This window comes from Microbacterium sp. 1154 (genome assembly GCF_031455375.1).
In the GTDB taxonomy this organism is placed as follows: Bacteria; Actinomycetota; Actinomycetes; order Actinomycetales; family Microbacteriaceae; genus Microbacterium.
On sequence record NZ_JAVDSN010000002.1, the window covers coordinates 99,521 to 117,988 of the forward strand.

Here is an 18,468-nt window from a genome sequence, read left to right on the forward strand (position 1 = left end):
TCCCACGTGAGTAGCGTTGCATCCATCGAGACTTCGAACGTCGCCTAAGGAGAACACAATGAGCACCGTTCAGACCCCCGCCGCCACCACCGTCGACCCCACCATGGCCGCCGGCACCGCCCAGTTCCTCTCCCCCGTCGTGATCGGCCTCGAGGCCCTCGTCGTCAACGGTAAGCAGGCCCACTGGCACGTCCGCGGCTCGAACTTCATCGGTGTGCACGAGCTGCTCGACACGGTCGTCGCTCACGCGCAGGACTGGGCCGACCTCGCCGCCGAGCGCATCGTCGCCCTGGGCCTTCCCATCGACTCGCGTCTGTCGACCGTCGCCGCCAAGGCCAAGGCCACCGAGGTTCCCGCCGGCTTCGCGCAGTCGGACGTCGTCATCCGCGCCGTGATCGCCGACATCGACGCCGTGCTCGTCGACATCGAGGCCGCTATCGAAGGCCTCGACGAGATCGACATGTCGAGCCAGGACGTCGCGATCGAGATCAAGCGCGGTCTCGACAAGGACCGCTGGTTCCTGTTCGCGCACCTCGCCGCGTAAGACGTTTCCACGAGGGGGGCGGTGCTTCGGCATCGCCCCCCTCGTCGTTCCCCGGCGCGGCCGAGCCGCGTGAGGGGCCGAGGATCGTTGCCGAGCGCACGGCCCGGCGACGAAACGCGGCCACTCACGCGAAGAAGAGTCAGGCGCCGTGCGTCACGCGCCCGGCGAGCAGAGTCGTTCGCACCGGCATCGACCGTAAGCCGCGCTCGTCGGCGGTGAGGGGATCTGCACCCACGATGACGAGATCCGCCACGGATCCGGGAGAGATCTCGGCGGGGTTCGTGGAGCCCCCGGCGGTGGATGCCGCGATCGCCGTGCCGATGTCGACGCGCTGATGCGGCTGCCACGCGTCCCGGCCGTCGCGGGTGCGGAAGACCGCCGACGCCATCGCAGCCCAGGGATCGAGGGGCGCGACCGGCGCGTCGGAGCCGAAGCGCAGATTGACGCCGCTGTCGGCGAGGGCGCGCAACGGGTAGGGCTGGGCGGATTGCTCGGCCCAGATGGCATCCGTCATGTCCCTGTCGTCGAGCGCGTGCTCCGGCTGCACGCTGGCGGCCACCCCCAGGCGGGCGAAGCGCGGGATGTCGGCGTGCGCGACGAGCTGGGCGTGCTCGATCGTGCCGACCGCGCCGGTGCGGGCGTAGGCGTCGAGGGCTTGGGCGTTCGCGACATCGCCGATGGCGTGGATCGCGCACTCCAGCCCCGCGGCGGTTGCGCGCGTCATCATCTCGACGAGTTCGTCCGGCGGCACCGTGAGCAGTCCGTGGTTGCCGACATCACCCGGGTAGTGATGAGCGCACGCGGCGGTCCGGGTGCCCAGCGAGCCGTCGGTGATGGCCTTCAGCGGCCCCACGCGAACAAGACCGTCGGTCGATCCCCGCACCGCATCTCCGGTGCGCAGACCCTCCGCGATGGCGCGGTCGAGATCCTGCGGGTACGTTCCGTACGACACGCGCAACGCGTCGAATCCACGGGCGGAACGACGCTGCCACGGTTCGTCGTTCCACGTCATGTCGAGATCCACGAGGCCGACCACGCCCCGGGCCGCAGCCGCTCGTGCCATCCGATCGACCGCGGCGTCCGCGACGTCGGGGGCGACCGCATTGAGACGACGGGAGATCTCGAACGCGTCCTCTTCGACGAGGATCCCGGATGCCACCGGCTCGAAGCCCTCGCGTCGGAAGGCGGCCGTGTTCATCCATACGCTGTGCACATCGGCGTTGACGAGGTACGTCGGGATGCCGTCGGTCGTGGCATCCAACAGTTCGAGGCTCGGTGCGTCGGGCCAGAGCCCGTCGCGGAAGCCGGAGCCGACGCGACGCCCGTCCGACACGGGCGCGAGCCCCATGATCGTGGCCGCATCGTGCGCGGTGGCGACCTCGCCGAGCGGGACGCGGTCGGCGACGAGAGCCCACTGCAGCACGTGCACGTGGTGGTCCCACAGCCCCGGGAGGAGCCACCCGCCCTCGCCATCGATGACGAAGCCGGTGGGCCGGAGGTTGCCGGTGGGAGCGATGTCGGCGATAAGCCCGTCGACGATCACGACGTCGACCGGCTCCGTCGTCGGCAGGAACTCCCGCCCCGGGCCCGCGACGCGCACCGCCCGGAGGAACGCGGCCGTCTCGCCGATCACGGGCGCACCCGAGCGTCGGCGGCACGGCGCATCTCCGCGGCGAGCTCGTGGCGCCCCTCGGAGCTCAGACCGTCGACGATGGTCTCGACGACCTCGGCGGAGCGGTTCTGGCTGAGCTTGCGCTTCGCCGTCACGTGCGTGGGGGTCAGCCGGAAGCCCACCGTGCCCCGCTCGAGACGCTCGACGAAGGTCGCGTCGTTCGGCAGCGTGTAGAGCCCGCGCGCCTCATCGCCGTGGCCCTCGAAACGGTCGACCAGTCGATCCAGCACGCGAAGGTTCTCTTCCGGAGACAGCAGCTCCGGGATGCCGCGAAGGTGCGCCGACACGAAGTTCCACGTCGGCACCGCCGGTACGTCGCCGTACCAGCGTGGGGTGATGTAGCCGTGGGGGCCCTGGACGACGACGAGCAACTCGCCGTCGCCGAGGCCCAGGATCGCGTCGTCGGGCTTACCGACGTGACCCACGATCGTCAGATCGTCGCGCCCGTGGTCGAGCATGACGGCGTAATGCGAGGCGACGAGGCCGTCCTCGCCCTGACTGACGAGGGTGACCCACGGGTTGAGGTCGATGAGACGGCGGATCTCGCCGACGTCGGTCATCGCGAAGCTCGGGTTCTGACGCACCGGATCAGCCTAGAACGCGAGGCGCCGGCGCTTCGACAGCTCCAACCGAGTCAGGCCTGGCAGTTCGGGCACCAGTAGAGCTTGCGCCCCGCGGCCTCTTCCATCAGCACCGTCGTCCCGCACACCCGGCAGGGCAAGCCCGCGCGGTGGTACACCCAGTGCCGGTCGTCTCGATGGGCCATCGCCCGACGGTACGCCTCGGGATCGAGGTCGTCCATGGTCATCATCTGGCCGGTCTCGACGCCGATCGGGAGCAGTCGCGCCCAGTCGCGCCACAGGCCGCGCACGACCTCTTCCGGCACCTCGCGCCCGGGTGTGTGCGGGTTCTGCCGCGCCCGGAACAGCAGTTCGGCGCGATAGACGTTGCCGATCCCGCTCACGACCGACTGGTCCATGAGCAGCAGGCCGATCGCTGTGGGCTTCTTGCGCACGGTCGCCGTGAACTGCTCCTCGCCCTCGGCGAGATCGTCGACCAACGGGTCGGGTCCGAGTTTGGCGATCGTCGCCGCCACCTCGTCGGGTGTCTGCAGCGCACAGGCCGTGGGTCCACGCAGATCGGCGCACGTCGTCTCGGTCAGCAGGCGCAGTCGCACCGCACCGACGACGGGCGGGGGCCACTCGGTCTGTTCCTCGAGCCCGGTCGTCTGCTCCGACATGCGCACCCGCGCGCGCCGCGGCGCACCGATCGAGGTCAGCGAGTTCTCGCCCGCGGCATCGAGGATCGGCTCGTCGTCGAGCACGGTGCCGCGCTGGTTGGTCTGACCCATCCGTCCGTTGGCCGAGGCGATCGTGGCGTCGACGACCACCTCGCCCGAGAAGTCCCACGCGCCGTACATGCCCAGGTGTACGCGCAGCCACACGTCGCCGTCGAAGCGCAGGAACATCTGCTTCGCCACGGCGCGTACCTCGAGGGCCTCGCGGCCGTCGATCACCGCAGCGCCCTCGACGAAACGCCCCTGAGGGCTGGATGCCGACACCGTCCGGCCCACGATGTTGCGCTCGAACTGACGCGCGATGCGGTGGACGGAATGCCCTTCGGGCATCAGCCTGCCTCGGGGTCGAACGAGTCGCTGGCGTCGGTCATGGTGTCGCGCGCGTGCCCCGCGCGCGGGTCGGGCAGCAGCACGCCGTCCTGCTCGTATGCCGCGAGCTGGCCGATGCGGCGCGCGTGGCGCTCTTCGCCCGAGAACGGCGTGGCGATGAAGCGGTCGATGAACGATGCGGCCTCGTCGAAGGTGTGCTGACGCGCACCGATCGAGATGACGTTGGCGTCGTTGTGCTCGCGGGCGAGCTCGGCCGTCGAGATGTTCCACACGAGAGCGGCGCGCACCCCGAGGACCTTGTTCGCGGCGATCTGCTCACCGTTGCCCGAGCCGCCGAACACCACGCCCAGCGCCTCGACGCCCGCCGCCTGGTCGCGGACGACCGCCTGAGCGGCGCGGATGCAGAAGGAGGGGTAGTCGTCGAGGGCGTCGTACTCGATCGGACCGTGGTCGACGACCTCGTGGCCCTGCTCGGCGAGGTGGTGCTGGATCTGGGTGGAGAACTCGAGACCGGCGTGATCGGTGCCGATGTGGATGCGCATGCGGCAAGTCTATTGAGACCGTCCGACATCCCGGGCGGACATGACGACGCCGCCCGTTCCACCAGGGATCGGGCGGCGTCGGGAACCGTCAGGGGCGCAGACCCGCGGCGACCGGCTTGAAGCCGGCGCGGATATTCTCGCAGCATCCGGGGCGGCAGACGTCGTACCAGGGGCCGAGGTCGGTCAGGTGCGGTCGCTCCGACTTCGGCGTGCCGTTCAGGCGCTCCTCGACCAGGTCGATCAGGCCCGAGACGTACGCGGGGTCGATACCCGGGGTGGGCGTGCGCACGGCGCGGATGCCGGCCTCTTCCGCGGCCTCCATGGCCTCGGTGTCGAGGTCCCAGAGCACCTCCATGTGGTCGCTGACGAAGCCGAGCGGAACGATCACGACGGCCTCGGCGCCGCGCCCCGGCAGTTCCGCGATGACGTCGTTCACGTCGGGCTCGAGCCAGGGCTGCGTGGGCGGGCCCGAGCGCGACTGGTAGACGAGCTCCCACTCGACGTCCGCGACCGCAGCGGCGACCTCGGCCATGACGAAGGCCGCGACGGCCTTGTGCTGCGCCTCGTACGCGCCACCCTCGCCGAAGTCGACGTCGCGGGGGCCGGAACGCTGCGCGTCGGCGGTAGGGATCGAGTGCGTCGAGAACAGCACGCGAATCGCCTCGGGTGCGATCCCCTCGGCCACGTACGCCGACACGGCATCCGTCACTCCGCGTACGAACGTCGTCACGAAACCGGGGTGGTCGAAGAACTGGCGGACCTTGTCGATCGTGACCGTCTCGCCGAGGCCGGTCGCCTCGAGGACGCGGGCGTAGTCCTCTCGATACTGACGGCAGCTCGAGAACGAGCTGTAGGCGCTGGTCGCGATGGCGAGCAGGGTCGTGTCCCCCGCCTCGGCGGCCTCGGTCACCGCTTCTTCGAGATACGGCTCCCAGTTGCGGTTGCCCCAGTACACCGGCAGGCCCAGGCCGCGCTTGGCGATCTCCGCCTCCAACGCCGCCTTCAACTCGCGGTTGTGCTGGTTGATGGGACTGACCCCGCCGAAGTGGCGGTAGTGATGGGCGACCTCTTCGAGGCGCTCGTCGGGGATGCCGCGCCCGCGCGTCACGTTGCGCAGGAACGGGATGACGTCGTCCTGACCCTCCGGTCCGCCGAAACCGGCGAGGAGGATGCCGTCGTACGCCACCGGCGTCTCGACCCACTTGGGTCCGGACGCCGCGGCGGGCGACGCGTAGAGGACGGTCTCAGGGCTGGTGTCCGTGTCGGTCGTGCTCACGATCACATCTTCGCACCTGGGTGGCGAGCCCGGACGCGAGTTATCTCGCTACTAGGCTTATACGGTTGTCAGCGACGTCAACCGCGTCACCCGCGACAATTCCACCCAGATCCCCGGGAGTACGCCAGTGCCAGGAGAGAACCTCACCCGCATCGAAGCGCAGGAGCGCCGCGCGATCGTCGACACGCACTCCTACGACGTGCAGCTCGACCTCACGCGCGGAGACGAGGTCTTCTCCTCGCGCACCGTCGCGTCGTTCGCCGCCACCGAGGGGTCGTCGACCTTCATCGACCTGATCGCGCGCACGGTGCACACGGTAACGCTCAACGGTCGCTCGCTCGACCCCGCCGAGGTCTTCGCCAATTCGCGTATCGCGCTCGACGGCCTGCAGGCCGAGAACGAGCTCGTCGTCGAGGCGGACTGCGAGTACACCAACACCGGTGAGGGTCTGCACCGCTTCGTCGACCCCGTCGACGGCGAGGTCTACCTCTACTCGCAGTTCGAGGTGCCCGATTCGCGCCGCATGTACACGGTGTTCGAGCAGCCCGACCTCAAGGCCGAATTCACCTTCTCGGTCACCGCGCCCTCGCGCTGGAAGGTCGTCTCGAACTCCCCCACCCCCGAGCCGGTTCCCGTGTCCGACGACACGGCGCGGTGGGAGTTCCCCACGACCCCGCGCATCTCCTCGTACATCACCGCACTCGTCGCCGGACCCTACGAGGCCACCTACAGCGAGCTGACCAGCGCCGACGGACGCGTCATCCCGCTCGGCGTGTTCGCCCGCAAGAGCCTCTGGCAGTACCTGGATGCCGACTACGTCTTCGACAAGACCCGTCAGGGCTTCGCGTACTTCGAGGAGAAGTTCGGCTTCCCGTACCCCTTCGCCAAGTACGACCAGCTCTTCGTCCCCGAGTTCAACGCGGGCGCCATGGAGAACGCCGGTGCGGTGACCTTCACCGAGACCTACGTCTTCCGCAGCAAGGTGACCGACGCCGTCAAGGAGCGCCGCGTCGTCACGATCCTGCACGAGCTCGCGCACATGTGGTTCGGCGACCTCGTCACCATGAAGTGGTGGAACGATCTCTGGCTCAACGAGTCGTTCGCCGAGTGGGCGTCGACCATCGCGACCGCCGAGGCCACCGAGTGGGAAGCCGCCTGGACGACCTTCAACGCGATGGAGAAGACCTGGGCCTACCGTCAGGACCAGCTGCCCTCGACCCACCCGGTCGTCGCCGAGATCAACGACCTCGAAGACGTGCAGGTCAACTTCGACGGCATCACCTACGCCAAGGGCGGTTCGGTGCTCAAGCAGCTCGCCGCGTGGGTGGGCATCGAGCAGTTCTTCGCCGGCGTCGCCGCCTACTTCCAGAAGCACCAGTGGTCGAACACCGAGGTCGGCGACCTGCTGGTCGAGCTCGAGGCCACCAGCGGGCGCGACCTGGGCGACTGGGCCAAGAAGTGGCTCGAGACGGCGGGCGTGAACACCCTGACCCCGCTCATCGAAGAGGGGGCCGACGGCACGATCACGCGATTCGCCATCGTGCAGACCGCTCCGGCGGACTACCCGACGATCCGCCCGCACCGCCTCGGCGTCGGCTTCTACTCGCTCACCGATGCGGGAGCCCTCGAGCGCGTGCACCGCGTCGAGATCGACGTCGACGGTGACCGTACCGAGGTCGCCGAGCTCCGCGGCATCCGTCGTCCCGACCTCGTCCTGCTCAACGACGACGATCTCGCCTACGCGAAGATCCGCCTCGACGAGCGGTCGCTCGCCACCGCCATCGCGCACCTGAAGGACATCTCCGACCCGCTCGCGCGCTCGCTCGTCTGGGGCGCGGCGTGGGATCAGACACGGGATGCCGAGTCCTCCGCGACCGACTACCTCGACCTCGTCCTGCACAACATCGGCTCGGAGACCGAGTCGACCACGGTGCGCACCACCCTTGGTCAGCTGCAGCTCGCGGCGAACTCCTACGTCGCTGCGTCGACGCGCCAGTCCGCGCGCGAGCGGGTCGCCGACGGACTCTGGGAGCTCGCCCAGGCGGCGGAGGCCGGCAGCGACAGCCAGCTGCAGTTCGTCACCGCCTTCGCCTCGGCCGCCACGACCCCGGCTCACGCCGAGACGGTGCGGGCCCTGCGCGACGGCGAGAAGGCGCTCGACGGCCTCGAGATCGACACCGACCTGTCGTGGCAGCTGCTGGTCTCGCTCGCCTCCGCGGGAGCGGTCACCGCCGCCGACATCGACGAGGCCCGCGCCGCCGACAACACCGCCAAGGGCGGCGAGTTCGCGGCGATGGCCAAGGCGTCACTGCCCTCGCACGAGGCGAAGCAGGAGGCGTGGGACTCGCTCATCGAGCGCGCCGACGCCCCCAACACGATCGTGCGGTCCACGGCCGCCGGCTTCACGAACCCGGCGACGGTCGACGTGCTCGCCGACTTCGTCGAGCCGTACTTCGCGATGCTGCTGCCCATCTGGGAATCGCGCAGCTATCAGATCGCGAACTACCTGATCGTGGGCCTGTACCCGGCCGCGCTCGCGAACACGGCTCTGCGCGACGCGACGCGCGCGTGGCTGTCGCAGAACGCCGACGCCGCTCCCGCGCTCCGCCGCCTGGTCGGCGAGAACCTCGCCGGAGTGGAGCGCGCGCTCGCCGTGCAGGAGCGCGACGCCGCCTGAGCCCCAGCTCGATCGCGTGCCCTCTCCCTCCGGGGAGGGGGCACGCGTCGTTTCGGGATCATCCTCGCGGCTGGCCCGGTCATCCTTTCGAGGGACGCGGCGCCCGGGGCGCGATCCGTAGCGTGAAGACATGATCGTTGCAGAGAACCTCACCAAGCGTTACGGCGACAAGACCGCCGTCGACGGCGTCTCGTTCACGGTGGCCCCGGGCCGGGTGACCGGCTTCCTCGGCCCGAACGGCGCGGGCAAGTCCACGACGATGCGCATGATCGTGGGGCTCGACCGCCCCACTGCGGGACGCGTGACCGTGGGCGGTCAGGATTATCGCCAGCTCCGCTCGCCCCTCACCGAGGTCGGCGTGCTGCTGGACGCCAAGGCCATCCACACCGGACGGTCGGCGCGCAATCACCTCCGCGCGATGGCCGCCACCCACGGGATCGGCAGCGCACGCGTCGACGAGGTCATCGAGCTCACGGGCATCGGCGCCGTCGCGGGAAAGCGCGCCGGCGGCTTCTCGCTCGGCATGGGGCAGCGACTCGGCATCGCGGCCGCCCTGCTCGGCGATCCGCACACGCTGATCCTCGACGAGCCGGTCAACGGCCTCGACCCCGAGGGGGTGCGGTGGGTGCGCCAGTTCGTGCGGCACCTGGCCGCCGAAGGCCGCACCGTCCTGCTGTCGAGCCACCTCATGAGCGAGATGTCGCAGACCGCCGACCACGTGATCGTCCTCGGCCGCGGCCGGGTTCTCGCCGACGCCCCTCTCGCGGAGCTCGTGCGCACCTGGACGACCACGACCCTGCTCGTGCGCTCCCCGCGCCTGAGCGATCTCGTCACCGCCCTCGAGATCCCGGATGCCACGATCTCGGCCGTCGAGCCGGGTGCGGCGCAGATCACCGGGATCACACCCGAGACCGTCGGCGACATTGCCGCGGCCCACGGCATCCCGCTCTACGAACTCAGCCCGCGGGCCGGCTCGCTCGAAGACGCCTACCTCGCCCTGACCGACGACTCCGTCGAGTACAAGACCAAGGAGATCGCATGACCGCCCTCGCCGCCGCGCCCCGTCGGGCGACGCACACCACCCCCCACCGCCTGAGCTTTGCCCACCTGCTGAAGAGCGAGTCGATCAAGATCCTCACCCTCCGCTCGACCTGGTGGTCGCTCGGGATCACGGCCGGACTGTCGGTGGGGATCTCGCTGCTCATCGCTCTGGCAACCGGCGAGCAGAGCGTCGGTATGGAGCCGACGACCGTCATCCTGGCTCCGACCCAGTTCACGATGCTCGTGGCCGGCATCCTCGGGGCGATCGTCGTGACCGGTGAGTACTCGACGGGAATGATCCGCTCGACGCTCACGGCCGAACCGCGCCGCGGGGCCGTCCTGCTGGCGAAGGCGATCGTCGTGGCGCTCACCATGATGGTGACCACGGTCGTCATCTACGCCGTCGCGATCGCCGCCACCGCGCCCCTGTTGGGCACGAGCATCGACTGGGCGACGCCGGCCGACTCGATCGTGCCGCTGGCGCTGGGCGTGATGTCGATGGCCTGCTTCACCCTCATGGGCGTCGGGTTCGGCTTCCTGCTGCGCAGCGGGGCCGGCGCGATCGCCGTGACGGTGGGCGTGCTCTTCGTGCTGCCCATCATGCTCAGCCTCTTCACGATCGCCGGTCCGGACTGGATGTGGGTCGCGGAGTCGAGCAAGTACCTTCCGGTGAGCGCAGCGGGCTCCCTCACGCGCCCCGGCGCCGACGACCTTCTCGAGCCCGCCCTCACGATGGCCGGCTGGGTCGTCGGTCCGCTCCTGCTGGGCTGGGTGGCCCTTCGCTCACGCGACGCCTGACCTCCGTTCGAACGGATGCCTCGACGCTCAGCCGGCGCCGAGGCATCCGTCGTTAGGCTGAATCCGATGTTCGTTCTCGCCGAAAATCCTTCGCCCTCCCCGTCGCCCTCGATCACGTCTCCGAGCGATCTCGCCAACCCCGACACATGGGGCTGGATCGGCGGTCAGCTGTTGAGCTTCGGCGGCACCTTGCTGCAGATCCTCGGGATCATCGTCGGGGTCGCCGTCGCCGCCTGGATTCTGCGCGTCGTCATCCGTCGCGTGGTCGACCGGATCGTCAACGGCGCCAAGGTCAAGGCGCGCGTTGATGACACCCAGGCCCTCGACCGCTCCCCTCTGAGCGCCGTTCGACTCGTCCAACGCACCCGAACGCTCGGCACGATCCTCCAGAACATCGTCAACGTGGTGCTTGTCATCGTCGCGCTGGTCTGGATCGCGGGCATCGTCGCTCCGAATGCGCTGGCGTCCCTCACGCTGCTGACCGCGGCGATCGGCGCCGGTCTCGGCTTCGGCGCGCAGAACATCGTCAAGGACGTCCTCAACGGGATCTTCATCGTGGCCGAAGACCAGATCGGCATCGGCGATGTCGTCGACCTGGGCCTCGCCACGGGCATCGTCGAGTTCGTCAGTGTCCGCATCACCCACGTCCGCGACGTCAACGGCACCCTCTGGTACGTCCGTAACGGCGAGATCACTCGCATCGGCAACATGTCGCAGGGCTGGTCGCGCGTCATCATCGACCTCGCCGTGCCCGTGGATGCCGACATCGACGACGTCGAGAAGGCCATGCTCACCGCGGCGAAGACGATGGCGAAAGAGACCAAGTGGCGCTCGCGCATCATCGAGCAGCCCGAGATCTGGGGACTCGAGTCGATCAGCGGAGACGCCCTCGTCATCCGGCTCGTCATGAAGACGCGTTCGAGCGCGAAGGACGACGTGGCCCGCGAGCTGCGCGCCCGCCTCAAGAAGGCGATCGACGCGATGGGCATCGCGCTGCCGCAGCTCAATTCGATCGTGCTGACCGGCGCCGAGGGCGCCCAGAGCGTGCGCGGAGCGCACCCGCCGAAGACGAAAGAGACGCAGATCGCCGTCGGCGCCAGCCGCCCGGTCTGGCGGCCCCGCCGCAGCAAGCTCGACGCCTCCGAGACGGGCGACGACCGCACGGGCGATACGCCGACGCCCAAAATCAAGAAGAAGCCGCGGCGCGACGACACACCGACCGCCCTCGTCGAGCTGCCCACGGCCCCCGGCGCCGATCAGCCGAAGCCGACGCCCCCGGCCGTGCGAGCCGACGACAAGGACGAGTCATGACCGAGCCCGTGAGCTTCTACGACCAGGTCGGCGGCATGGAGACCTTCCGCCGGCTGGTCGATGCGTTCTACCGCGGGGTCGCCTCCGACGAGGTGCTGAAGCCGATGTACCCCGAAGACGATCTCGGCCCGGCCGCTGAGCGCCTGACGCTGTTCCTCGCGCAGTACTGGGGCGGCCCGACCACCTACGGCGAGACGCGAGGTCACCCGCGCCTTCGCATGCGCCACATGCCGTTCCATGTCGATCCCGACGCCCGTGACCGGTGGCTTCGGCACATGCGCGCCGCCGTCGATGAGATCGCGTTGCCGCCCGCGTTCGAGGCACCCCTCTGGGACTACCTCGAACGGGCGGCCTACGCGATGGTCAACACGTTCGAGGCGCGCGGAGTCGGCCCGCAGCAGGGCGGGCGCCCCGACACCGGACTCCCTGTCCGCGCCGGCGACTGATCACCGACCGAGGAAGTCCCCGAACCCGGGGATGTCGAGGTTCGACAGTCCCTCGCCGAATCCGCTGATCTGCTCGCCCGCCCCGGTCACGGCATCCTGAGCGCCACCCGCCCACTCGCCGACGCCGGTGCCCTCGGCGAGCGACGCGAGATCGACTCCGGATGCCATGGCCTCCAGGTCGACGCCCTCTGCGAGACCCGCGAAGTCGACGCCCATCTGCCCGGCCTGCGCGAGCAGAGGAGCGGCGACCGCGCTGACGACGGCACCGCCCGCGACCGCGGCCAGCAGTCCCCCGGCGCCCACGACGCCGGCGCCGACCAGGCCCCCGCGTCCGGCCTTGGCCAACAGCCCGGACATGCGTCCGGGGCGTGCCGCCTCTGCGCGAGCAGCCGTGCGCGCGAGGTCGTGCGCGGTGTCGGTGCGCGGACGCTCATGAGGGGCGAGGTCGGCTTCCATCCGCTGCTTCACCTGCGCGCGCTGCGCGGGCGTGAGTCGGGCGAAGGCCTCGCGGTGCATCTGCTCGACGCGGTCGGGGTCGGCGGTGCGCAACAGGTAGTCGTACCGCGCGATCGCCGCGCGGTCCTCGGCCGAGGGAGCGGAGGCATCGCGGGATGCGGCAGGCGCGGGGTAGCGGCCGTACGAGGCGGGGGCGCTGGGCGAAACAGGCGGCGCCGCGTTCGCACGGCGGTCCCCCGTGACCGCGTCCGCCGCGGAGCGCACCATGGTGCGCCAGTCGGTACCGCCGGCGGCACCGGGGGTGCGCTGCGACGACGCGGCCTTACCTGCGGCCTTGGAGGCGAGATCGAACAGACGGGAGAACGAGACCATGAGGGAACCTCTCGACGGGCGGCACGCGGCCGCGACGTCAAGGTCTCCTCCGCCCGTTCGGACCGACGTACCCGGAGCCCAACCGTGGACTCGTGATGACGGATACATCGCGTCGGGAGTACTCCCCTTGCTGGATTCCAGCGTATTCGGGCCACCTGTGCGCTTGCTGGATCAGCTACCCGTCGCGCGCACAGCGGTGAGCCCCGAACGCACGGGACCGCGCACCAGCACGTGGCCACGCGCCAGACTCACGCGTGTCCATGCCCCGCTGCGACGCACCGGCGCCTCCTCGGATCCGGCGATGAACCCGAGCGCGAACGCCGCGAAGGCCGTGCCGAGCGGCAGGCCGGCGAGAGCGTCATCGGGTTGGCCCCAGACCTGCGCCCGCACGAGCCGCACGACGTCTTCACCCGCGTCGGCCGGGAGCGCGTCGGCGACGGCCGCCACCCCGTACTGGGCTCGGGATGCCAACACGGCGGCGTCGATGGCATCCGTCTGCTCCCATCCCCCGCGCGGAGGTGAGATACCGGCCCACGCAGGAGACGTGGCAGTCTCGGGGAGGACGACGGCGGAGGCGTCGTCGGGAGCGGGCAGCAGCGCCGAAGCATCGACGACCAGGTCGCACTCGAGTTCGGGGTCGATCTCGGACACGCGCAGTCCCAAGACCGTCGGGGTCGCATCGAGCAGGCCGCGCGGAGCGAGCGGAGCGGCCGTCGCGACGAGCACTCCCCCGTCTGCACGCAGTCGCACGGTGCCGTCGCCGAGACGGATCGTTCGAGCAGAGAACGTGAGCAGGTCGGCTGCCGCCTGCGGGTCGGGGAACAACAGGCGCGCGGACACCCGCCCTAAACTATCAAGCGGCGCGGGCACATCGCGTCGGAACGGGAGTCAGTGTGTCCGAGGCCATCGATCCCGTGGCGTCCCTGCTCGCCGTGCTCGATCTGCGCGACGCGGGAGCGCGCACGACGGAGGACATCTTCACCGGGGTGTCGCAGCCGATGCCGACGGGGCGCGTCTATGGGGGCCAGGTGCTGGCGCAGACCATCGTCGCCGCATCTCGTACGCTGCCGCCCGAGCGGTCGGTGCACTCGATGCACGGGTACTTCCTTCGTCCCGGAGACCCCACCGACGGCATCACCTTCTCGGTCGATCGGATCCACGACGGTCGGTCCTTCTCGACCCGGCGCACGCAGGCGTTCCAGTCCGGCGTACCGATCTTCTCCATGATCGCGTCGTTCCAGGATGAGGATCCGGGCCTCGAACATTTCGAGCCCATGCCCGACGGCATCCCTGATCCCGACGATGCCCCCGTTCTCGACCTCGACGCCCTGCATCCGATCAGCCGCCGGATCTTCTCCGAGAGCCCTGTCGACGTCCGCCACGTGACCTCGCCGCTCTACGCGTCGGTGGAAGGCCCGCACGTTCCGCGTCAGGCCGTGTGGATGAAGCTGCGACGCCCCATCACGGACGACCCGGCCGTGCACCGCGCCGCCCTCGCGTACCTCAGCGATCTGACGATCCAGGAGTCGATCATGCGCGCGCACGGCGTCGCGTGGAACGCCCCCGGCCTGAAGGTCGCCAGCCTCGACCACGCGATGTGGTGGCACCGCCCCGGACGCGTCGACGACTGGCTGCTGTACGTGCAGGAGTCGCCCAACGCCCGCGGTGGCCGTGGTCTCGCGACCGGCCGCATCTACGCGCGCGACGGTGCCCTCCTAGCCAGCGTCGCCCAAGAGGTCATGGTGCGCGTCCCGCGCGACTGATCCGGATGCCGGCGGTCCGGCGGCTCCGCTCGGCGCGAGCGCGCGCGACTCGGCGTCAGCCGCGCGACGAACGGCGACGGTATTCGATCGGGTCGCCGATGTAGGGCGCCCAGGCCGTTCGCTCCGCCTCGGTCCAGCGCGTCGGTCTGCCGGTCGCCGTGTCGACGAGCACGGTGACAGCGGTCGCCCGGGCATAGAGCACGGGCTCGGCGTCTCCGACGGGGCTGTACACCTCGTAGCAGATGTCGGCGCTTGAGCCACCCATCGCGCCGATCCACATCCGCACGTCGAGGGGACGCTGGCTGTAGGGCACCGGACGCAGATACTCGATCTCCTGGCGAGCGATGAGCGTGGCTCGGTCGCCTCCGCTTTCGAGCACGTCCATGTCGAACACCGCGGTCGGGAGAGGCTCGCCCTCACCGTCGCTGAACCAGAAGGCGCGGAGCCGAGCCTCTTCGAGCAGCTTCAGCATCGAGGTGTTGTTCACGTGCCCCAGCGCGTCGAGGTCACCCCAGCGGAGGTGGATGGGCACGTGCACCCGCGAGGGCCCGGCGGCGGCCGGACCCTCGTCGGGCGTGCTCACGGCGGAACTCTCAGTCACGCGTGAGCTTGCGGTAGGACGACCGCGACGGGTTGGCCGCGTCGGCACCGAGACGCTCGATCTTGTTCGCCTCGTAAGCCTCGAAGTTGCCCTCGAACCAGTGCCACTGGTCGGGGTGCTCGTCGGTGCCCTCGTAGGCGAGGATGTGCGTGGCGATGCGGTCGAGGAACCACCGGTCGTGCGTGATGACCACGGCGCAACCGGGGAACTCCAGCAGCGCATTCTCGAGCGAACTCAGGGTCTCGACGTCGAGGTCGTTCGTCGGCTCGTCGAGGAGCAGCAGGTTGCCGCCCTCTTTGAGCGTGAGGGCCAGGTTGAGACGGTTGCGCTCACCACCGGAGAGCACGCCCGCCTTCTTCTGCTGGTCGGGGCCCTTGAAGCCGAACTTCGAGACGTAGGCGCGCGAGGGGATCTCGGTCTTGCCGACGGTGATGATGTCGAGACCGTCGGACACGACCTCCCACAGCGTCTTCTCGGGATCGATGTTGGCGCGGGACTGGTCGACGTAGCTGATCTTGACGGTCTCGCCGATCTTCAGCGAACCGCCGTCGAGCGGCTCGAGGCCGACGATGGTCTTGAAGAGCGTGGTCTTACCGACACCGTTGGGACCGATGACGCCGACGATGCCGTTGGGCGGCAGGTTGAAGCTCAGGTTGCTGATGAGCGAGCGGTCGCCGAAGCTCTTCTCGAGCTTCTTCGCGTCGATCACGATGCTGCCCAGGCGGGGGCCCGCGGGGATCTGGATCTCGTCGAAGTCCAACTTGCGCGTGCGCTCGGCTTCGGCGGCCATCTCCTCGTAGCGGGCGAGGCGAGCCTTCGACTTGACCTGGCGGCCCTTCGCGTTCGAGCGGACCCACTCGAGCTCCTCCTTGAGGCGCTTGGCGAGCTTGGCGTCCTTCTTGCCCTGGACGTCGAGACGCTGGCCCTTCTTCTCGAGGTAGGTCGAGTAGTTGCCTTCATAGGGGTACAGGTGACCGCGGTCGACCTCGGCGATCCACTCCGCGACGTTGTCGAGGAAGTACCGATCGTGGGTGATCGCGATGACGGCACCTTTGTACGCCTTGAGGTGCTGCTCGAGCCAGAGCACGCTCTCGGCGTCGAGGTGGTTGGTGGGCTCGTCGAGGAGCAGAAGGTCGGGCTTCTGCAGCAGGAGCTTCGCCAGTGCGACGCGACGACGCTCACCACCGGAGAGCGGGACGACCGAGGCGTCGGCCGGCGGGGTGCGCAGGGCGTCCATCGCCTGGGCGAGCTGCGAGTCGAGGTCCCAGCCGTCGGCCGCGTCGATCTCTTCCTGCAGCGTTCCCATCTCGGCCAGGAGCGCGTCGAAGTCGGCGTCGGGATCGGCCATGAGGGCGGAGATCTCGTTGAAGCGATCGAGCTTGGGCTTGATCGCGACACCGTCCTGGATGTTCTCGAGCACGGTCTTGGTGTCGTCGAGCTCGGGTTCCTGCATGAGGATCCCGACGGTGAAGCCCGGGCTCAGTCGCGCCTCTCCGTTGGACGGGACGTCGAGCCCGGCCATGATCTTCAGGATCGTCGACTTACCCGCACCGTTCGGCCCGACCATGCCGATCTTGGCACCGGGCAGGAACGACATGGTGACGTCGTCGAGAATCAGCTTGTCGCCCACAGACTTGCGGGCGCGGACCATGGAGTAGATGTATTCCGCCATAACCCTCTCAGTCTAGGGGCGGCAGAGCATTCCGCCGACGGGTCGACGGCGGCGGGGTCACCAGTCGATCGCCCGTGTCTGACCGATCAGGCACCCTCCGGAGGACAATCCCGGCAGCACGGCGGTCACGGGGTTGCCGATGGAGGGACCGACCTGGCCGACGAGGCACTGATCGCCGATGCGCACGGAGAACTCGATGCTCTCGGCCGGGTTGTCGACGGTGGTCCGGTCGGCAGTCACCTGCATCGCGGCTTTGTCGAAGCCCGCCGCCGTCAGGGCGTCGATGTACGCCCGCCCGGCGACCTGGTCGGGCCCGGACCAGACACCGTCGACGACCTGGGTGAAGAACGGGAGGTTCTCGGCAGCCGATCCCCCCGGGATCAGCGTCGGAGCCGCGGGGGTCGTGGGTGCAGACGACGGCGTGTCGTTCGCTGACGCCGACGGCTCCGTCGTTTCGACGGGCGCAGGGGTGGGCGACGGGCCGGTGCACCCGGCGAGGCCCAGCGCCGCGACGAGGGTCAGGGCGGCGAGGGGGCGACCGAGAAGGCGAGACACGCGACCGAGTCTACGGACCCTCCCTCGCCGCTCCGGGCCGCCGCACGCGCACGCGCGCCGAATCGACCCCCGCGCCGCCTCGACGAGCGCCTCAGAACGGACGGCTCTCCCCCGCGACCGACAGCGGGGTGCCCCCTCCCGTGCCCGCTTCCGCACCGACCATCTCGGCACCGACCGCGCCCTCGTCCCCTCCGCCGGGGAGGGCCCAGGCCTCATCGCTCGCCTCGTCCGCGGCCTCGCTGTTCGCGGTGGAGGACGAACCCGACGACCTCGCCGCCTTCTCGAACCGTGTGGTGCCCCAGCGCAGGTCGTGGCCGATGGCGTCGGCCACGACATCCGCGCTGACCCCGCGCTTGGACTCGTTCTCCCACTCGCGAAGGCGCAAGCGACCGGCGAGGACCACCCGCTGCCCCTTTCGCAGCGAGTGCAGGGCGTGAGCGCCGAGGTCGCCGAAGGCGGAGACGTTGTAGTAGTTGGTGTGGCCGTCCACCCACTCTCCGCGCTCGCGGTCGAGCTTGCGCTCGCTCACCGCGATACGGAAGGCCGCGATGGGACCTCCCCCGCGTGTCGAGCGCTGTTCCAGCTCGCCGACGATGTTCCCTACCAGGGTGATGTGATCGCTCATGTCCGTGTTTCCTCTCGACGTGGTGTGCGCTCCGGCATCCGTGTGCCCGACGGATGCCGGAGCCACGCCCAGGATGACCTTCTCCGCCCGCTCTCGAACCGCCCACTCCGCACTTCGGTGGAGGGATCGCCACCTTTGGCGCCTGGGGAGGAAGCGTCTGATCACAACGCCCCGTCAATGTCGGAGGTTGGTTCTACCGTCATGGCATGAGCACCGCACTGTGGAACGACCTCGCTCCGGCTCCGCGTCCGGCCGGGTGGGGAGCGGCGACGCACGTCGCCGCGGGCCTGTGGCGCATCGCCGACCCGCGCGGCATCGTGGTCGGCCACGTTCGCGCGATCGCCGCCGAGGGCGGCTGGCGCTATGCCGCGGAGCGCTTCCACACCGCCTCCGGCAGCTTCCGACGGCTGGGAGAGTTCTGGTCGTCCGCCGACGCCGTCGAGTGCCTGCGCTACCTGCGCTGAGCCGTCAGCCGGTGGGCGCGGCGCCG

The 18,468-nt window shown here is 69.7% G+C and carries 19 protein-coding genes; 8 read left to right on the forward strand and 11 right to left on the reverse strand.

Annotation, left to right across the window (positions count from 1 at the left end; translation table 11 throughout):
• Positions 1 to 58 precede the first annotated feature (58 nt).
• On the forward strand, positions 59 to 544 hold the full coding sequence (locus J2X55_RS09670) for a Dps family protein (protein WP_076675873.1): 486 nt from the start codon (positions 59 to 61) through the stop codon (positions 542 to 544).
• A 139-nt stretch (positions 545 to 683) separates the two neighbouring features.
• On the opposite strand, the gene J2X55_RS09675 is transcribed toward J2X55_RS09670, so the two are convergent.
• From J2X55_RS09675 to J2X55_RS09695, 5 genes are all read right to left on the reverse strand, one after another.
• Positions 684 to 2,177, reverse strand: coding sequence for an amidohydrolase (locus J2X55_RS09675; protein ID WP_396653259.1), 1,494 nt, complete (start codon positions 2,175 to 2,177; stop codon positions 684 to 686).
• Entirely contained in the window at positions 2,174 to 2,800 is a 627-nt protein-coding gene (locus J2X55_RS09680; protein ID WP_181906454.1) for an FMN-binding negative transcriptional regulator, read from the reverse strand. The genes J2X55_RS09675 and J2X55_RS09680 overlap by 4 nt, the downstream gene beginning before the upstream one ends.
• Positions 2,801 to 2,850: 50 nt before the next feature.
• A complete protein-coding gene (locus J2X55_RS09685) occupies positions 2,851 to 3,843 on the reverse strand; it encodes an Fpg/Nei family DNA glycosylase (protein ID WP_115918044.1) in 993 nt (330 codons plus the stop codon).
• A complete protein-coding gene (locus J2X55_RS09690; protein WP_115918042.1) occupies positions 3,843 to 4,385 on the reverse strand; it encodes a ribose-5-phosphate isomerase in 543 nt (180 codons plus the stop codon). The genes J2X55_RS09685 and J2X55_RS09690 overlap by 1 nt, the downstream gene beginning before the upstream one ends.
• 88 nt (positions 4,386 to 4,473) lie before the next feature.
• On the reverse strand, positions 4,474 to 5,661 hold the full coding sequence (locus J2X55_RS09695; protein WP_115918909.1) for a ferrochelatase: 1,188 nt from the start codon (positions 5,659 to 5,661) through the stop codon (positions 4,474 to 4,476).
• Positions 5,662 to 5,788: 127 nt separating this feature from the next.
• Between J2X55_RS09695 and pepN the strand changes: the two genes are divergently transcribed.
• The 5 genes from pepN (at position 5,789) to J2X55_RS09720 (ending at position 11,934) form a co-directional block, all read left to right on the forward strand.
• Positions 5,789 to 8,338: an aminopeptidase N gene (pepN, locus tag J2X55_RS09700; protein ID WP_115918041.1), complete on the forward strand. Its 2,550-nt coding sequence runs from the start codon at positions 5,789 to 5,791 to the stop codon at positions 8,336 to 8,338.
• Positions 8,339 to 8,468: 130 nt separating this feature from the next.
• Positions 8,469 to 9,380, forward strand: a complete 912-nt coding sequence (locus tag J2X55_RS09705) for an ATP-binding cassette domain-containing protein (protein WP_309823128.1) — start codon at positions 8,469 to 8,471, stop codon at positions 9,378 to 9,380.
• A complete protein-coding gene (locus J2X55_RS09710) occupies positions 9,377 to 10,177 on the forward strand; it encodes an ABC transporter permease subunit (protein WP_309823129.1) in 801 nt (266 codons plus the stop codon). The genes J2X55_RS09705 and J2X55_RS09710 overlap by 4 nt, the downstream gene beginning before the upstream one ends.
• Before the next feature lie 66 nt (positions 10,178 to 10,243).
• On the forward strand, positions 10,244 to 11,488 hold the full coding sequence (locus tag J2X55_RS09715) for a mechanosensitive ion channel domain-containing protein (RefSeq protein ID WP_309823130.1): 1,245 nt from the start codon (positions 10,244 to 10,246) through the stop codon (positions 11,486 to 11,488).
• Positions 11,485 to 11,934 (forward strand): globin, encoded by a 450-nt coding sequence (locus J2X55_RS09720; RefSeq protein WP_309823131.1) that lies wholly within the window; start codon positions 11,485 to 11,487, stop codon positions 11,932 to 11,934. The genes J2X55_RS09715 and J2X55_RS09720 overlap by 4 nt, the downstream gene beginning before the upstream one ends.
• Here the strand turns inward: J2X55_RS09720 and J2X55_RS09725 are convergent, their stop codons facing one another.
• Positions 11,935 to 12,762: a cation-transporting ATPase gene (locus tag J2X55_RS09725; protein ID WP_115918031.1), complete on the reverse strand. Its 828-nt coding sequence runs from the start codon at positions 12,760 to 12,762 to the stop codon at positions 11,935 to 11,937. It lies immediately after the preceding gene.
• Positions 12,763 to 12,933: 171 nt separating this feature from the next.
• Positions 12,934 to 13,602 carry a hypothetical protein gene (locus tag J2X55_RS09730; RefSeq protein WP_115918029.1) on the reverse strand — a complete coding sequence of 223 codons (669 nt, stop codon included), beginning with the start codon at positions 13,600 to 13,602 and terminating at the stop codon, positions 12,934 to 12,936.
• A 53-nt stretch (positions 13,603 to 13,655) separates the two neighbouring features.
• Between J2X55_RS09730 and J2X55_RS09735 the strand changes: the two genes are divergently transcribed.
• Entirely contained in the window at positions 13,656 to 14,525 is an 870-nt protein-coding gene (locus J2X55_RS09735) for an acyl-CoA thioesterase II (RefSeq protein WP_309823135.1), read from the forward strand.
• A gap of 55 nt (positions 14,526 to 14,580) precedes the next feature.
• Here the strand turns inward: J2X55_RS09735 and J2X55_RS09740 are convergent, their stop codons facing one another.
• The 4 genes from J2X55_RS09740 to J2X55_RS09755 form a co-directional block, all read right to left on the reverse strand.
• Positions 14,581 to 15,108, reverse strand: a complete 528-nt coding sequence (locus J2X55_RS09740) for a thioesterase family protein (RefSeq protein WP_309823136.1) — start codon at positions 15,106 to 15,108, stop codon at positions 14,581 to 14,583.
• A gap of 10 nt (positions 15,109 to 15,118) precedes the next feature.
• Positions 15,119 to 16,798: an energy-dependent translational throttle protein EttA gene (gene ettA, locus J2X55_RS09745; RefSeq protein WP_103209039.1), complete on the reverse strand. Its 1,680-nt coding sequence runs from the start codon at positions 16,796 to 16,798 to the stop codon at positions 15,119 to 15,121.
• Positions 16,799 to 16,855: 57 nt separating this feature from the next.
• On the reverse strand, positions 16,856 to 17,353 hold the full coding sequence (locus J2X55_RS09750; protein WP_210112659.1) for a DUF6993 domain-containing protein: 498 nt from the start codon (positions 17,351 to 17,353) through the stop codon (positions 16,856 to 16,858).
• Positions 17,354 to 17,444: 91 nt separating this feature from the next.
• The gene (locus tag J2X55_RS09755) at positions 17,445 to 17,978 is read right to left on the reverse strand and encodes a single-stranded DNA-binding protein (protein ID WP_115918026.1); all 534 of its coding nucleotides are present in this window, start codon (positions 17,976 to 17,978) and stop codon (positions 17,445 to 17,447) included.
• Positions 17,979 to 18,184: 206 nt separating this feature from the next.
• Here J2X55_RS09755 and J2X55_RS09760 point away from each other — a divergent pair, with 206 nt between their 5' ends.
• Positions 18,185 to 18,442, forward strand: coding sequence for a hypothetical protein (locus J2X55_RS09760; RefSeq protein WP_103209032.1), 258 nt, complete (start codon positions 18,185 to 18,187; stop codon positions 18,440 to 18,442).
• Positions 18,443 to 18,468: the final 26 nt, after the last annotated feature.

What these genes read in the sequence shown, in the direction of transcription:
- J2X55_RS09690 (WP_115918042.1), bottom strand. Translation starts at nt 4,385, where the DNA reads ATGCGCATCCACATCGGCACCGATCACGCCGGTCTCGAGTTCTCCACC.
- J2X55_RS09685 (WP_115918044.1), bottom strand. Translation starts at nt 3,843, where the DNA reads ATGCCCGAAGGGCATTCCGTCCACCGCATCGCGCGTCAGTTCGAGCGC.
- J2X55_RS09755 (WP_115918026.1), bottom strand. Translation starts at nt 17,978, where the DNA reads ATGAGCGATCACATCACCCTGGTAGGGAACATCGTCGGCGAGCTGGAA.
- J2X55_RS09705 (WP_309823128.1), top strand. Translation starts at nt 8,469, where the DNA reads ATGATCGTTGCAGAGAACCTCACCAAGCGTTACGGCGACAAGACCGCC.
- J2X55_RS09720 (WP_309823131.1), top strand. Translation starts at nt 11,485, where the DNA reads ATGACCGAGCCCGTGAGCTTCTACGACCAGGTCGGCGGCATGGAGACC.
- J2X55_RS09725 (WP_115918031.1), bottom strand. Translation starts at nt 12,762, where the DNA reads ATGGTCTCGTTCTCCCGTCTGTTCGATCTCGCCTCCAAGGCCGCAGGT.
- J2X55_RS09670 (WP_076675873.1), top strand. Translation starts at nt 59, where the DNA reads ATGAGCACCGTTCAGACCCCCGCCGCCACCACCGTCGACCCCACCATG.
- ettA (WP_103209039.1), bottom strand. Translation starts at nt 16,798, where the DNA reads ATGGCGGAATACATCTACTCCATGGTCCGCGCCCGCAAGTCTGTGGGC.
- J2X55_RS09710 (WP_309823129.1), top strand. Translation starts at nt 9,377, where the DNA reads ATGACCGCCCTCGCCGCCGCGCCCCGTCGGGCGACGCACACCACCCCC.
- J2X55_RS09715 (WP_309823130.1), top strand. Translation starts at nt 10,244, where the DNA reads ATGTTCGTTCTCGCCGAAAATCCTTCGCCCTCCCCGTCGCCCTCGATC.
- J2X55_RS09760 (WP_103209032.1), top strand. Translation starts at nt 18,185, where the DNA reads ATGAGCACCGCACTGTGGAACGACCTCGCTCCGGCTCCGCGTCCGGCC.